This is a genomic window from Celeribacter halophilus (genome assembly GCF_900114135.1).
In the GTDB taxonomy this organism is placed as follows: domain Bacteria; phylum Pseudomonadota; class Alphaproteobacteria; order Rhodobacterales; family Rhodobacteraceae; genus Celeribacter; species Celeribacter halophilus.
Genome location: NZ_FORY01000003.1, coordinates 155751 through 169808, shown reverse-complemented (window position 1 = coordinate 169808; position 14058 = coordinate 155751). Strand labels below are relative to the sequence as shown.

Here is a 14058-nt window from a genome sequence, read left to right as displayed (position 1 = left end):
GCTCTTATCCGGCGGGCTGCGGCACAGCACCAAGGGCGGCTTCGATCACCTCCCTGTCGATGTCGTCATGTTCCGCAATCACCACCAGACGCCCCTGCCGCGCCTCATCCGCCGCCCAAGGACGGTCGAACTGATGACGCACACGCGCGCCCACAGCCTGCACCAGAAGCCGCATCGGCTTGCCCGCCACAGCGGCATAGCCTTTGACGCGCAGGATGTTATGCGCCTTGGCCAGCGTTTCGATGGCACGCACCAGTGTTTGCGGATCACTCAGTTCCGGCAGATCGACCACGATACTGTCGAAATCGTCATGCTCGTGCTCGCCGTGATCGTCGTGATGACTGGGCCGCGCGTCCATATCGTCTTCGGCAGCGGCCTCCAGCCCAAGTATGACACGCGGATCAACCGCCCCTTCGGCCACCTCAATCACCGGCACAGGGCGCGGGGCCTCGCTGGCGATCACTGCCTTGGCCTTGGCCACGCCTTCCGGCCCTGCCAGATCGGGCTTGGTCAAAAGCACGATATCGGCACAGGAAATCTGGTCCTCGAAGACTTCGGAGAGCGGCGTTTCGTGATCGATACTGTCATCGGCCTGACGCTGGGCATCGACGGCGGCGACATCGGGCGCAAACCGCCCTGCGGCCACGGCTTCGGCATCGGCCAGCGCAATCACCCCGTCCACGGTGATCTTGGAGCGGATATCCGGCCAGTCGAACGCCTTGAGCAGTGGTTTGGGCAGGGCCAGACCGCTGGTTTCGATCAAGATATGATCGGGACGCGGCTCCAGCGCCATAAGCGCCTCGATGGTCGGGATGAAATCATCGGCCACGGTGCAACAGATACAGCCGTTGGACAGTTCCATGATATTCTCCGCCGGACAGTCGGGAATGGCACAGCTTTTGAGAATTTCGCCATCTACACCCACATCCCCGAATTCATTGACCACCACCGCAAGGCGCTTGCCGCCGGGGTTCTGCATCAATTCACGGATCAGCGTGGTCTTGCCCGCGCCAAGAAATCCGGTGATTACGGTGACGGGCAGTTTTGCAAGTTCGGTCATGTCTCGGCCTCTGGGGTTACATCCGGAAAATCAAGCGGCGGCACACGCGCCACGCAGTTGCGTTTGAAATGGTCGGGGCGTTCGCGCCACGGGATCAGCCCGTCCGCAGTCGCGTGATAGCGCGCCGCCCCGTCAAGGAGCATCGGCGCATCACTCTCGGCATCCAGCCCGCCATAGACATAGGTCCAGCGGTTGCCCCCGCGCAGCGCCACAGAGCAGCCCGCGTTGCAGTTCTGAAGACATTCCACCGCCCGCAGCCGCAGCCCTTCGGGCAGCGCATGGCGCGACAGGGCGTCAAAAAGGCGCTGGCCGGGGCGTATGTCCTCTGCGCTCTCCTGCCCTTTGCGGCATTTCACACAGACCAGAAGTTCGGTGTCAGCCATGACGGCACCGCCCGCGCGACAGGTCACTCCAAAACTCACATTGGCCAAGCGGATCACAGAGCCGCCTTTGCGTCTCGGGCTTTTGCATCGTCATCGCGTCCCTCCCACGGGGTTTACAGCGTTCAGGGCCGGATACGGGAGGAAGGGGGCGCAGGTTTTGCAAGCGGCACAGGCCGGAGGCATGACCCGTCACCCGGCACACCCCGTCCGGTAACATTCGGTTCACGCTGGCAGGTCTCCCGGCTTGCGGATTTCAATCGGCTTACCCGATTGTCGGTCCTGCGCCCTTCCCGACCCCGTTGGGTCAGTGGTGCGCAAACCTCTCCGGTCACGGTCGCGGGGGCGGCTGCCTTGGCCTCATTCGGCGCGGCATTCCCTTTTCACCTGTTTACACAGGCACCAGCATGATGCCAGATGCCAGACAAATTCCCGACTTGTCAAGAAAAGGCCGCGCCCATGACCGATGCTCTCACCACCCGCCACAATGAAAAGATGCGCAAGATCAAAGCGGCCCGCGACAAGATGATGGCCACAAAGACCGAGGAAAAGGGTCTCATCATGGTGCATACCGGCGCGGGCAAGGGCAAATCCTCCTCCGGTTTCGGCATGATCATGCGCTGTATCAGCCACGGTATGCCCGCCGCTGTCGTGCAGTTTATCAAAGGCAACTGGGAGACAGGAGAGCGCACATTCCTGCGTGAACGATTCCCCGAGGAGGTGCGGTTTTTCGTCTCGGGCGAAGGGTTTACATGGGAAACCCAAGACCGCGAACGCGATGTGGCAGCGGCGCAAAACGGCTGGCGCATTGCCAAGGAACAAATCCTTGATCCCGCAATCTCGTTCGTCCTGCTCGACGAAATCAACATTGCGCTGCGCTATGACTATCTCGACATTGACGAAGTGGTGGACTTCCTGCTGACTCAAAAACCGCCCATGACCCATGTCTGCCTGACGGGGCGCAATGCCAAGCCGGAACTGATCGAAGCGGCGGATCTGGTGACCGAGATGACCCTGCTGAAACATCCGTTCAAGGAAGGTGTCAAAGCCCAGAAAGGCGTGGAGTTCTGAGCCTCTACTCCCGCCCTCCCTTCTTGTCCTGCCCCTCTTGTCCTGGCTGCACGAATGGTCCAAGGACAGGGCCGGACGCCCAGAGCACGAAAACACAGCAGAGAACCCCATGCAGGACAGGCCCCAAAACACAGGCCCCCAAGGCAACAAACACGGCATGAAACAATGGACCGGCCCGCTCGCCTTCACGCTGGCGGCGCTGTTTTTCCTGTTCGAGTTCATCTCCCGCATCGCCCCCTCGACCGCGACAAGCCTGATCTCCGACGATCTCGGCCTCACAAGCGCTGGTCTGGGCGTGTTTTCCTCGCTGTTTTTCTGGGTCTATGCACCGATGCAGATCGTGGTCGGGCTGTTGCTTGACCGCTGGGGCGCACGGCGCTTTGTCGTGCCGGCGATTGCGCTCTGCGCCGGTGGCATTGCCCTGACAGGACTTGCCCCCAATCTGGCCGTCGCCGCCATCGGCCGTGTGATGACCGGATTCGGGGCCTCCTTTGCCTTTGTCGGTGCGCTCTATGTGGTCAACCACTGGTTCGCCCCGAAACGCTTTGCCATGCTCTCCGGCCTTGTGAACGCAGTCGGGATGCTGGGCACGGCGGTCGGGGTGGTCTGGCTCACAGCGCTCACCCATCACATCGGCTGGCGCCCTGCCTTTCTCACCATAGCCACCTTCGGGGCGGTGCTGTTCCTCCTCGCGCTGCTGTTCTACCGCGATGCCCCCTCGGCGGGCGACACGGACACCCACCCGAACCCGCTCGGCCCGCTCAAACAGATCGTCAAAAGCCCGCAGGTCTGGCTCCTGTCGCTTGTCGGCGCGCTCATCTACATGCCGATCAATGTCTATGGCGGGCTGTGGGGCAACGAAGAACTGGTGGCCGATCACGGCCTCTCTGCCGTAGCCTCCGAAACCGCCGTCTCTATGGTGTTCTGGGGCATGGCGCTGGGGTCCGTGCTATGGGGCGCGGTCTCGGATGCCTTGGGGCACCGCAAATGGATCATTTTCGCAGGTTCTGTGGCGGGAATGTTCGCGTGGGGCTGGGTGATCCTCACCGGCAGCAGCGATATTCTGGCCCTCTCGGCGGCGCTGTTTCTCGGCGGCATGTTCTGCGGCGCGCAGATGCTCACCTATGCCATGGCGAAGGAAGGTCAGGACCAGAGCACCGTGGGCACGGTCACCGCCTTCGTCAACATGATCGGGATCGGCGCGGCCTTGGTGTTCCAGCCTCTCGTGGGCTGGCTGCTGGATCTGTCCGGCAATGATCACACGGTGGCGCTCTCCACTGTGCCGATCTGCCTCGGCCTCTCCGCGCTGGCGATCCTTGCACTCAAAGAGCCGGACCAGCCCCATCTGCGCAAGGCCAGACGTTGACCCGCACGCTCAGTTGAGCCGCCCCGCCGCGCAACCCGCTTTCGGCAGGATCATATCGGGGTCCGGCATGTGCAACAGCGCCTCAAGCCCGCCATTATCCGCCACCAGATCGGCCAGCGTCAGATCGTCCAGCACGCCATAGAATGCCTCCACAGCGGCATGAAGCGCCACTCTCAGGCGGCAGGTCTCTGTCAGCGGGCAGGTGTTCTCCGTCTCCGCGAAACATTCGGCAAAGGGCACATGGGCCTCGAAATGCCGGAACACCTCACCGATAGAAATGGCTTCGGGACGGTGCGCCAGAACGATCCCGCCAGCACGCCCGCGCGTGGTCACGATATAGCCCTCACTCGCCAGAAGATGCACCACCTGCGCCAGATGGTTTTCCGACGCATTGACCACCTTGGCAATGCCCGCACGGCGCACCATCCGCCCGTCGTTCACGGCACAGGCCATCAGCACGCGCATAGCGAGGTTGGTTCTCATCGTCAGACGCATGGCAGGTGGTCTCCGTCAGGGCAAACAGTGGCACAAAGTTACGCGGCAGGTTTACAAAACCTCGCGGTTCCATGACGTTGATCTGGATCAGAAAGCAAAACCCTGTCGCGATTGACCTGAGCCCCGCGAAAAATGCGATAGCCACAACATCAATCGATTACCGGTCAATCCGACACCCCGCCCTCAGGTTGGGACAGTCTCAGGATACTTCAGGGCGCAAAATTCAGGACGCGAAAAAGGCGGTCTCGAAGGGCAAGAAAAGCACCTCGCCGCCCTGCCCGATGATCCGCATCCGATCATCTTCAAAGCGAATATCCGCCACCCCCTGCCAGCCCTCCGGCTGTGCGATCACAGCGATTGCGTGGCGCAGGATATGCTCCACACCCGCACCAAGCGTCAGCGCCGTCGCCACGCCTTCACGCGCCACGGCATTGTCACCAAGGGCCGCGCGGTGTCCGGCAGCCCCCGCAGCACAACCGTCCTCGACGCCCAACACACCGACATGCCGCCCGTCCCAAGGCGCGTAGCCCCGTCCGCCGTTCGACATCCAGAACATCGTGACCGGCATCACTCGGCTGTCTTTCACAAAGATGACAATGTCACCCTCGCGCGCCCGTGACACAGCGGTCCAGCCGAGGCCCTCCGTGTCCGCTTCCACAAACGTGACGAAATCCTCGTGACCGACACTCTGCGGGTAATATGACAAATCAATAGCTTGCCCGTTCTTGCTCGGAAATCGCGTCAACTCTATGCTGCGTGCAGGACAGGCCAGAAGATGCGCCGGTTCCAGCGGTTCCTCCGGCGTCAGCGCCGCCCGCTTCGGTGAGACCGCAATGTGATCGCCACCGGAGACGCGGATCATCGGGTGATGCGCAAAGGTCAGTCCGCCCGTCCCGCCCGCAATCCGGTGACGCTGATAGAGCACCGGCTGGGCGGCGCGCAGCGTGATCTCTTTGATGATCTGCGCCCCCATCACAGGACGTTCCAGCGCCAGCACCATCTGCGCATCCGTTGCGCTCTGGTTGTGGGACTGCAAGGCCCACGGCGAATTAGCGCTCCAGCCATGAGGCGGATCATTCACCAGATCGGAGGCCCCGAAAGGCGCTGCAAGGAAATCCCCCGCCAGATGGGCGTCAATCACGCTGCCTGCGGCCTGTGCCTGATCCGTGCCGACCCAATGGGCGCGATGCAAAATCCCGCGCCCTGCAACAGAGAACTGCCGGATATTGCCCACCGCCGGATCAAACGCCAGATCAAGCGATCCGGCCTTGAGCCGCAACACGGCGCTAGCCACGGAACCCTGTCGCCACGACGAATTTCTCGGAACTGTCGGAACGAGATGAAGGCGGCTTGAAATGCTGCACCTTCTGGAATTTCTGTTTCAGCAATTTCTGCAAATCGCCCTCGGCCCCGCCCGCCAGAACCTTGGCGACAAAAGTGCCGCCCGGCGAGAGCACGTCAAAGGCCAGATAGGCGGCCGCTTCGCACAGCGCCATGATCCGCAGGTGGTCGGTCTGTTTATGGCCCGAAGAGGCCGCAGCCATGTCCGACATGACCACATCCGCCTCGCCGCCCAGCCATTCCTTGACCTGATCGTCCGCGCCGTCTTCCATGAAATCAAGCTGGTGGATTTCCGTGCCCGGGATCGGTTCGACCTCTTGCAGATCGACGCCCAGAATGGTGCCGATCTTCTTGCCGGACTTCTCGCCCAGCGAGTTGACCCGCTTCACCGCCACCTGACACCAGCCGCCGGGCGCACAGCCCAGATCAACCACCCGCGCACCGGGCACGAGAAAGCGGAACTTGTCGTCGATTTCCTGAATCTTGAACGCCGCACGGCCACGGTAGCCCTCTTCGCGCGCGCGTTTGACATAGGGGTCGTTCAACTGCCGCTCCAACCATAGCGTCGAGCTGAGTTTGCGCCCGCGCGCCGACTTCACCTTCACACGCAAATCGCGCGCACCGCGCCCAGAGGTCGCTCCTGTTTTCTTCTTGCCAGCCATGGTTTTCGCATCCTTTGATCGAACGGCCTTATACCAAGTGACAAAAGCGAAGCAAACTATTCCACGATCCTGTCAAAGATCCTGCCTGCACTCATACCAGTGCGTGTGAGGATCACACCATCACGGCGCAAACGGATAAGGCCCGAACGCGCCCAAGTTACCGCAAAGCGACGGCGAACACCATCGCCATAGCACCGTGGCAAAGGGGCTCGGGAGTGTTCCCAAGCCCCACTCTGCCATGTATTGCCGTGTCAGGTATTACCGGAGGCCGCGCCTTTCGCCGCACCGAAAAACGCGCCGCGTTCCAGATGCAGACGTTTCTTCGCCCCACCGGGAAGCCCGCCATAGCCCGCCAGCAGACGGTAGAACACGGGCGTGAGGAACAGGGTGAAGACGGTGGCAAAGCCCAGCCCGCCGACGATCACCCAGCCCACGGCAATCCGCGCCTCGGCTCCGGCACCCGACGTCAGCACCAAGGGCAGCCCGCCGAAGACTGTAGAGATCATGGTCATCATCACAGGCCGGATGCGCAGCCGCAGCGCGTTGCGGATGGCCGTGTCGATGTCTTGCCCCGCCTCGCGCAACTGGTTGGCAAATTCGACGATGAGAATGCCGTTCTTGGCCATCACACCGATCAGCATCACAAGGCCGATCTGACTGTAATAGTTGAGCGAGCCGCCACTGAGCTTGATCGTCATCAGTGCTGCCGCAATCCCGAAGGGCACGGTGAGCATAATCACCACGGCGCTTGTCAGGCTTTCGAACTGCGCAGCCAGCACCAGCAACACGACAATCCCAGCCACCGCAAAGACCATATACATGGCGTGCTGGCTGCTGCTCAGGCTCGCCGCCTCGCCGGTCAGCACGATGCCCATATCGTCGGGCAACATGTCGGTGGCCAGTTCCTGCATCCGGCTGGCGGCTTCTCCGAGACTAACCCCTTCGCCAAGGTTGGCCTGCACACTCACCGCAAGCGCACCGGCCTGACGGCTCACAGTGGACTGGCTCACCGTCATTTCCAGCTTCGCCGCCGCAGACAGCGGCACGAATTCGCCATTGTCCAGTTGCAGATAGATCGATTCAATATCCGTAGGATCATCAATCGGCGCGCCGCCGGACATCAGGTTCACATCCACCTCGGTGTCATCAATGAAGACCGACACGGGCACAATCCCTTGAACCATCGCGCTGATCAGCTCGGTGATCTCGGATTTGGTCAGCCCGAATGCCCCTGCCATCTGGTCATCAATCACCACTTCCATCTCGGCGGAGACCGCATCATCCGAAAGCTGCGGATTGAGGAACATCTCGTCGGAGGACATGGCTTCGACAAGCTCTTCGGCCGCAGCGGTCATCGCTTCGATATTGTTGCCCGTCACGGCAAAGGTCAGACCCCGCCCCGCGCCGCGAATGTTGAGACTGTTGGTCGAGCGGACCGACGCCTGAATCCCCGGCACACGCGAGACAGAGCGGCTCAACTCGGCGGCAATCTCCTGCTGGCTGCGGGCGCGGTCGTTCCAGTCGGCCAAACGCACGATCACCAGCGCATTGCCGCCTCCGATGCCGATGATGCTCTGCACCGCATCCACCTCGCCCGAAGCGCGGTAAGGATCGAGAATTTCCTCGATTTCAAGCACTTGTTCCTCGACATAATCGACGGTGGAATCGCTGGCTCCGCGGGCAAAGATCAAAAAGAAGCCGCGATCTTCCGAGGGCGTGATGCTCGACGACAGGGTGCTGGCCGAGCCCAGCGCAATGATCACCATAGCGCCAGCAATCGAAATCACGACAAGAGGTGCGCGAATGGCGCGGTCCATGACCATGTCAAAGGCCCGCATGGCCCATGAGGGGCGCTTGTCCTGCGCATCCTCGTCCAGAGCGCCTTCAGCCTTGCCCGGATCGAGAAAGGCCGCCAGAACCGGCGCGAGCGTCAGCGCCGTGATCGAGGACAGCGTCACCGCGAAGGCCAGCACAAAGCCGAATTCGCTGAACACCCCTCCCGCCTGTCCGGGCAGGAAGGAAATCGGGATAAACACCGCCGCCAGCGTGGCCGTGGTCGAGATCACCGCAAAGAACACCTCGTTCGTGCCCGCAGCCGCCGCTGCGAAAGGCCCCATGCCCTCCTTGCGTTTGCGCACGATGTTCTCGATCACCACGATGGCATCATCCACCACCATACCGGTTGCCAGAACCAAGGCCAGAAGGCTGATGGTGTTCACCGAAAAGCCGGTGAGCCAGATCGCCGCAATCGTCCCCACCAGTGCCACAGGAATGGTCAGCGCAGGGATCAGCGTGGCACGCACGGAGCGCAGAAAGGCAAAAATCACAAACACCACGATCAGCGTGGCCAGACCGATGGAGTTGACCACCTCGTTGATCGAGCTTTCGATAAACACCCCGTCATCCGAGGTGATCAAGAGCTCCACCCCTTCGGGCATATCCTCGGCCAGTTCCGCCACAGCCGCACGCACATCCTTGGAGATCGTGAGCGTGTTGCCGACAGACTGGCGCGTGATGTCGATGCCAATAGCGGTTTTGCCATTCACCCGCGCGGAGGTGTCGCGCTCTTCCGGCCCGTATTGGACAAAGGCCACATCATTGACGCGTGTATAGGCGTTGATCGGCAGGTTGCCGATGATCTCCGGTGTCACCTCCTCATTGCCCACCCGCAGCGACAGGCTTTGCGCCGAGGTGTCAAGCGAGCCCAGAGGCGTGTCGTCACGCAGCGCTTCCAGCGCGTCGGAGACGTCGAACATGGTCAGGCCACGGCTCAAGAGCGAGGGCATATTGACCAGAACGCGAAATTCGTTGGACCGGTCGCCGCGAATGGTGATTTCTGCAATCCCGTCAATCAGAGACAGCCGGTCATAGACCGTGGTCTCCGCAATCTGTGTCAGCTCTGCCAAGGGCACATCGCCCAGAACCGCCAGCCGGATGATCGCATCGCCGTTTGTGTCGGATTTGGTCACGGTCGGATCGTCAATATCGTCGGGCAGTTGCCGCACGGTTTCCGAGACGATCTCGCGCGCCTCGTTGGCGGCCACGTCGATATCGGTGCCATCGGACAGATCAATGGTGATCCGGCTGCTTTCGCTCGACGAGGTGCTCTCGATATAGGCCACTCCGTCCAAGGCGCTCAGCGCCTCTTCGAGCACCTGTGTCACTTCACGATCCACGGTCTCCGGCACAGCGCCGTCATAGCTTGTGCGCACGGAAAGCACCGGCTGGTCCACATCCGGCATCTCGCGCACATCGACGGCATTTAAGGCTGCAAGCCCTGCGATCAGCACCAGAAGGTTGATCACAATGGCGAAAATCGGGCGTGAAATGAAGAGATTGGCCAGACCGGCACGCTCCACTTGCGCAGGCTCTTGCGTGGCGTTTTCGGTTTCGGGCGCGGGCGTCGGCTCTTGCGGAGTCATCGTCACGACGGCACCTCGGCTTTGTTTTTGGTGTCAGACCGGGACAAGGCCCCTTCGACCACAGCGCCAAGAATTCTCACCGCCCCTCCTTCGCGCAGTTTTTGTGCGCCTTCGGTGATCACCATTGTGCCCGGCTCCAGATCGGTATCGACCCAGACCGTCTCGTTGCGCCGGTGCAAAATCACCACGGGAACCGCTTTGGCCTTACCGTCTTCCTCGATCCAGATGTTCGATCCAGCCCGCGACCATGTGATTGCCGTGGCAGGCAGCGCAGGCAGAGGTTCGCTCTCGTGGATCAGCCGCACGGAAAAGGTCATGCCGGACCAGAGCAGCCCGTCGGAATTGTCGATCTGCGCCCGCACGGTAATGGAGCGCGTAACACTGTCGAGACGGCTGTCGAAACTTTCGATTTCGCCTTCAAACACCTTGCCGGTGAAGCTCGGCGTGCTGGCGAGAATGGTTGTGTCCTTCTGCAACAGGCCGATGGCGCGTTCAGGCAGTTCGAACTCGATGAGCAAGGCGCTCAGATCGTCGATGGAGACGATCTCCTCGTTGCTCGACAGAATATCGCCCACCTCGACCTCGCTAAGCCCCAGCCGCCCCGAGATCGGCGCGCGCACCGTGCGATCCTCCAGCGCGACCTGTGCGATCTCGACCTCGATCTTGGCCTGTTCCAGCGCGATCTGCGCCTCCGACAGGGCCACTTCGGTCAAGGTAAGGTTGCCATTGGCGCGCAGCTGTTCGTAGCGGTCCACAGTCTGCTGCGCCTGTTTGAGATTGGCCTGCGCCAGATCCAGCGCAAGCTGCTGGGTGCGCGGGTCCAGTGCAAGCAACACATCACCGGCCTCAACCAGACGGTTGGCGCCCAGATAGGTGGCGACCACCTCGCCTGCGGATTCCGTGGTCACATTCGCCAGATGCAGCGCCCGTGCGCTGCCCACGGCGCGGATCACATCCTCATAGGGTTTCAGGGTCAAGGGCTGCGCGATCACCGTGGTCGCCCCGCCGCGCTGACGCGCTCCGGTATCGCCTGCCCCCGCAGGTCCGGTGACACGGGCGTCTTCCGATCCAAGCACACCCTGAAGCGGTACGGGCACACCGAAGGTCAGAACATGCGCGCCTCCGAGAATGATGGCTGAGGCAGTGATAGCTGTGACTGTGCGCATATTGGGGTCCGTTTTGAGAGGCCGATTTCTCGAACTGGTTAAAGCAGGATTTAATATTTATCGAATGAACACATCGTTTCCGTCGCAAAAATCAATGAATTTTTCGTGACCGACGGATTTTTCACTCCGGATCGTTTCTTTTTTAAGCCCCCCACGAGCGAATGGAGTAGCCAATGACAATCAAAAGCATTCACGGCTGTATCGGCTGCGAGGAATGTGTGAAATCCTGTCCTTGCGACGTGATCCGGATGGAGAACGGCAAGGCCAAGATCACCTACCCCGCCGATTGCCAGATATGTCACCTCTGCCGGATGTATTGCCCAGTCGACGCCATAGAGATGTCGCCGGAGAAATCCATCCCCGTCATCGTCTCTTGGGGGTAGGTCCATGTCCCGCAAAGCTTTCGCTCTCGTCCTGACCGGCCTTGTCGCCGCCATCGGTGTGCCGGTCTGTTTCTATATACTCAGCGACGCACCATTCCGCTCCGCTTTCAAGGACGCGCTGTCGCTTTTGACGCTTGTCGGGTTCTCCCTGCTCATCGCGCAATTCTATCTGACGCGAGGCAACGCGCCGGTGTCGCAGGCATTCAAACCCGCATTGGTGCAAAAACTGCATAAATACCTCGCCTACACCGCAATCGTCGTGATCCTCGCGCATCCCTATCTCATCGTCGTGCCGCGCTATTTCGAAGGCGGTGTCGAGCCGTGGACCGCTTTTGTCACCATGCTCACTCAATTCTCCAACATCGGCATCCTCAGCGGCATTCTCGCGTGGCTGGTGCTGGTGGCGGTCGGGATCACCGCGTTTTTCCGCCGCAAGGTCATGCGCAAGATGCGCAAGAAATATCGCGGCTGGCGCGGACTTCATGCTGTGCTGGTGCTCGGCTTCATCCTGCCCGCCCTGTTCCATGTGATCATGCTCGGACGACACATGAGCCTCGGACTGGCGATCTACTTCTGCGCCGCACTCGCCTTGGGCCTTGTCCTTCTGGCACGGCTCTATCCGGACCGCATCCCGTTCGCATCAGTCGGCAAATCCATCGGCGCAAAATTCCATAAGGCGGAGGCACATCCCCAATGACCGGCCCAATGACCAACCCAATAACCGGGAAAACCACCAATCCCCTCACCTCCCCGACCCGCCGCAGCTTTATGGCCATGGGCGGTGCCGTGGCGGGCCTGAGTTCCATGGGCCTTGCCGGATGGGCGCAGAACGATGTCGAGATCGATGTCACCACCCTGACCAACACCACTTACCAGACCGATGTCCTCGTGATCGGCGGCGGGATGGCGGGGCTGTTTGCCGCCGTGAAAGCCCATGACGCAGGGGCCAAGGTGATGATCGCCTCCAAGGGCCGCGTCGGGTCCTCCGGCCTGACACCCTTTGCCAAAGGCTATTTCGCCTATGACCCCGACAAGGAAACCGTGAGCATCGACGAATTTGTCGAAACGGTCTCGCGGTCGGCCTATCGCACCAACAACCCCGTCTATACCCGCCAGCTTGCCGAAAACTCTCTGGCGCGGGCCAAGGAGTTGCAGGACTGGGGCTTTTTCGACACCACACTGGCGCATCGCCCCTTTATGGTGCCGCTGGAGGCTCGCGACATCCCGATTGTCGAACGCCTGATGATCACCCGCCTCATCAAGGAAGACGGGCGCATCGCCGGTGCCGCCGGTTTCCTGCTGGATGCCGAGAAAACCGTGACCATCGCCGCCAAGTCCATCGTGCTGTGCACCGGCGCAGGCGGGTTCAAACCCAGCGGGTTCCCCGTCTGCGACCTCACCCATGACGGCAGCATCATGGCCTATGAGATCGGCGCGAAGATCACCGGCAAGGAATGGAACGACGGGCACACCGGCCGCTCCGTCAACCCCGCCGCCTGCTATGACGGCTGGGGCGATATGTTCGAACTGACGCCGAGCATGAATTCCGTCGAGGTGCATCACGATCTGGGCGTCGATGTGAACTATCAGGCCTATATGCAGGGCAACCCGATCAACATGGGACCAGGCACCCCGCCCGATGCAGAGCAGACGATGGTCGAGGGCGGACCTGTCACCCCGAGCGAATTTCAACGCTCCGGCCCTCCGGCAGGGGGCGAAGACGGCTCCGCTGGCAGTCCTGCGGGCGGCCCACCTCCCGGTGGTCCAGGTGGTGGACCAGAAGGCGGACCGGAGGGCGGACCTCTCGGCGGCGGAACGCAGCGCGGCTTTGCGATGGGCGGGGCCTCTGCGGGCATGGCCATTCACAAATCCGAAGGGCTCGTCCCCGTCGATGACCGCTGCGCCTCCAATGTCGCGGGGCTTTATGCCGCCGGTGACGCCTTGGGCAGCCATATGTCCGGCGGCATCTACACCCAGATCGGCTCCTCTCTTGCCGGTTCAGCTGTGCAGGGTGCCATCGCAGGCGAAGCCGCCGCCGAATTTGCCGCCGCACATCCGCTTATGGAGATCCCCGCAGAGACGCTGACCACCATCACCGACGAGATCCTCGCCCCACTCAAACGCGAGGCCGGCTACGGTCCGGCATGGGTCACACAAACGCTTCAGGGCGTGATGATCCCCAATTTCGTGCTCTACGTCAAAAAACAGACCATGATGCAGGCCGCTCTGGCCTATATCGAGGAGTTGCGCGACCACCATGCCCCGATGCTGCGCGCGGCCAATATGCACGAGCTGCGGCTGGCCCACGAGACCCGCAACATGATCCTGAGCGCGGAAATGAAACTGCGCGCCTCGCTCATGCGCACCGAAAGCCGGTGCAGCCATTACCGTCTGGATTATACGGAAATTGACACGGAGAACTGGGAGGCATGGATCAACATCTCCAAAGCCGAAAACGGCACGATGCAACTGGAAAAACAACCCTTCAGCGCATGGCCCGAACAGGCATAACGCAGGGCCTGAACCGGTAAAACAAGGCGTGACCCCTCCACGGGTCGCGCCTTTGCTACAGTAATTTTCTACAGCAAAGAGACGCGAAAAACCGCAGCGATTTCACCGACCACGCGGGGGGTCTATTTCCAATCCGAATTCTGTCCCTATATTGGTTGGACCCCTTTCAACCAGACCCGAAGACACAGCCTTTATGCGACC

12 protein-coding genes and 1 riboswitch are annotated in these 14058 nt (G+C 61.3%); of the genes, 5 read left to right on the top strand and 7 right to left on the bottom strand.

Features of this window, described 5'->3' with window-relative positions; translation table 11 throughout:
• Positions 1-4: 4 nt before the first annotated feature.
• A complete protein-coding gene (cobW, locus tag BM152_RS04000; RefSeq protein WP_066607754.1) occupies positions 5-1060 on the bottom strand; it encodes a cobalamin biosynthesis protein CobW in 1056 nt (351 codons plus the stop codon).
• Positions 1057-1443 (bottom strand): DUF1636 family protein, encoded by a 387-nt coding sequence (locus BM152_RS03995; protein WP_066608150.1) that lies wholly within the window; start codon positions 1441-1443, stop codon positions 1057-1059. Before BM152_RS03995 ends, cobW begins: the two co-directional genes overlap by 4 nt.
• Positions 1444-1655: 212 nt before the next feature.
• Positions 1656-1862, bottom strand: a riboswitch (cobalamin riboswitch).
• Positions 1863-1899: 37 nt separating this feature from the next.
• Between BM152_RS03995 and cobO the strand changes: the two genes are divergently transcribed.
• Complete coding sequence (cobO, locus tag BM152_RS03990) at positions 1900-2511, top strand: cob(I)yrinic acid a,c-diamide adenosyltransferase (RefSeq protein ID WP_066607750.1); 612 nt, start codon at positions 1900-1902, stop codon at positions 2509-2511.
• Positions 2512-2668: 157 nt separating this feature from the next.
• Positions 2669-3877 carry an MFS transporter gene (locus tag BM152_RS03985; protein WP_158527940.1) on the top strand — a complete coding sequence of 403 codons (1209 nt, stop codon included), beginning with the start codon at positions 2669-2671 and terminating at the stop codon, positions 3875-3877.
• A 9-nt stretch (positions 3878-3886) separates the two neighbouring features.
• Here BM152_RS03985 and BM152_RS03980 read toward each other — a convergent pair whose 3' ends face one another.
• The 5 genes from BM152_RS03980 to BM152_RS03960 form a co-directional block, all read right to left on the bottom strand.
• Complete coding sequence (locus BM152_RS03980) at positions 3887-4372, bottom strand: RrF2 family transcriptional regulator (protein WP_066607745.1); 486 nt, start codon at positions 4370-4372, stop codon at positions 3887-3889.
• A gap of 223 nt (positions 4373-4595) precedes the next feature.
• Complete coding sequence (locus tag BM152_RS03975) at positions 4596-5666, bottom strand: hypothetical protein (protein WP_066607743.1); 1071 nt, start codon at positions 5664-5666, stop codon at positions 4596-4598.
• Complete coding sequence (locus BM152_RS03970) at positions 5659-6375, bottom strand: RlmE family RNA methyltransferase (RefSeq protein WP_066607740.1); 717 nt, start codon at positions 6373-6375, stop codon at positions 5659-5661. The genes BM152_RS03975 and BM152_RS03970 overlap by 8 nt, the downstream gene beginning before the upstream one ends.
• Before the next feature lie 251 nt (positions 6376-6626).
• Positions 6627-9797 carry an efflux RND transporter permease subunit gene (locus BM152_RS03965; protein WP_066607737.1) on the bottom strand — a complete coding sequence of 1057 codons (3171 nt, stop codon included), beginning with the start codon at positions 9795-9797 and terminating at the stop codon, positions 6627-6629.
• Positions 9798-9799: 2 nt separating this feature from the next.
• Positions 9800-10963: an efflux RND transporter periplasmic adaptor subunit gene (locus BM152_RS03960; protein WP_074913959.1), complete on the bottom strand. Its 1164-nt coding sequence runs from the start codon at positions 10961-10963 to the stop codon at positions 9800-9802.
• A 173-nt stretch (positions 10964-11136) separates the two neighbouring features.
• Between BM152_RS03960 and BM152_RS03955 the strand changes: the two genes are divergently transcribed.
• From BM152_RS03955 to BM152_RS03945, 3 genes are read left to right on the top strand one after another with little or no spacing between them, the layout of a single operon-like run.
• Entirely contained in the window at positions 11137-11346 is a 210-nt protein-coding gene (locus BM152_RS03955; protein ID WP_066607733.1) for a 4Fe-4S dicluster domain-containing protein, read from the top strand.
• 4 nt (positions 11347-11350) lie between these two features.
• Positions 11351-12043: a ferric reductase-like transmembrane domain-containing protein gene (locus BM152_RS03950; RefSeq protein WP_066607731.1), complete on the top strand. Its 693-nt coding sequence runs from the start codon at positions 11351-11353 to the stop codon at positions 12041-12043.
• An 8-nt stretch (positions 12044-12051) separates the two neighbouring features.
• Positions 12052-13857, top strand: coding sequence for an FAD-dependent oxidoreductase (locus tag BM152_RS03945; RefSeq protein WP_066608147.1), 1806 nt, complete (start codon positions 12052-12054; stop codon positions 13855-13857).
• Positions 13858-14058 lie beyond the last annotated feature (201 nt).

What these genes read in the sequence shown, in the direction of transcription:
- cobW (WP_066607754.1), bottom strand. Translation starts at nt 1,060, where the DNA reads ATGACCGAACTTGCAAAACTGCCCGTCACCGTAATCACCGGATTTCTT.
- BM152_RS03995 (WP_066608150.1), bottom strand. Translation starts at nt 1,443, where the DNA reads ATGGCTGACACCGAACTTCTGGTCTGTGTGAAATGCCGCAAAGGGCAG.
- cobO (WP_066607750.1), top strand. Translation starts at nt 1,900, where the DNA reads ATGACCGATGCTCTCACCACCCGCCACAATGAAAAGATGCGCAAGATC.
- BM152_RS03985 (WP_158527940.1), top strand. Translation starts at nt 2,669, where the DNA reads ATGAAACAATGGACCGGCCCGCTCGCCTTCACGCTGGCGGCGCTGTTT.
- BM152_RS03980 (WP_066607745.1), bottom strand. Translation starts at nt 4,372, where the DNA reads ATGCGTCTGACGATGAGAACCAACCTCGCTATGCGCGTGCTGATGGCC.
- BM152_RS03970 (WP_066607740.1), bottom strand. Translation starts at nt 6,375, where the DNA reads ATGGCTGGCAAGAAGAAAACAGGAGCGACCTCTGGGCGCGGTGCGCGC.
- BM152_RS03965 (WP_066607737.1), bottom strand. Translation starts at nt 9,797, where the DNA reads ATGACTCCGCAAGAGCCGACGCCCGCGCCCGAAACCGAAAACGCCACG.
- BM152_RS03960 (WP_074913959.1), bottom strand. Translation starts at nt 10,963, where the DNA reads ATGCGCACAGTCACAGCTATCACTGCCTCAGCCATCATTCTCGGAGGC.
- BM152_RS03955 (WP_066607733.1), top strand. Translation starts at nt 11,137, where the DNA reads ATGACAATCAAAAGCATTCACGGCTGTATCGGCTGCGAGGAATGTGTG.
- BM152_RS03950 (WP_066607731.1), top strand. Translation starts at nt 11,351, where the DNA reads ATGTCCCGCAAAGCTTTCGCTCTCGTCCTGACCGGCCTTGTCGCCGCC.
- BM152_RS03945 (WP_066608147.1), top strand. Translation starts at nt 12,052, where the DNA reads ATGACCAACCCAATAACCGGGAAAACCACCAATCCCCTCACCTCCCCG.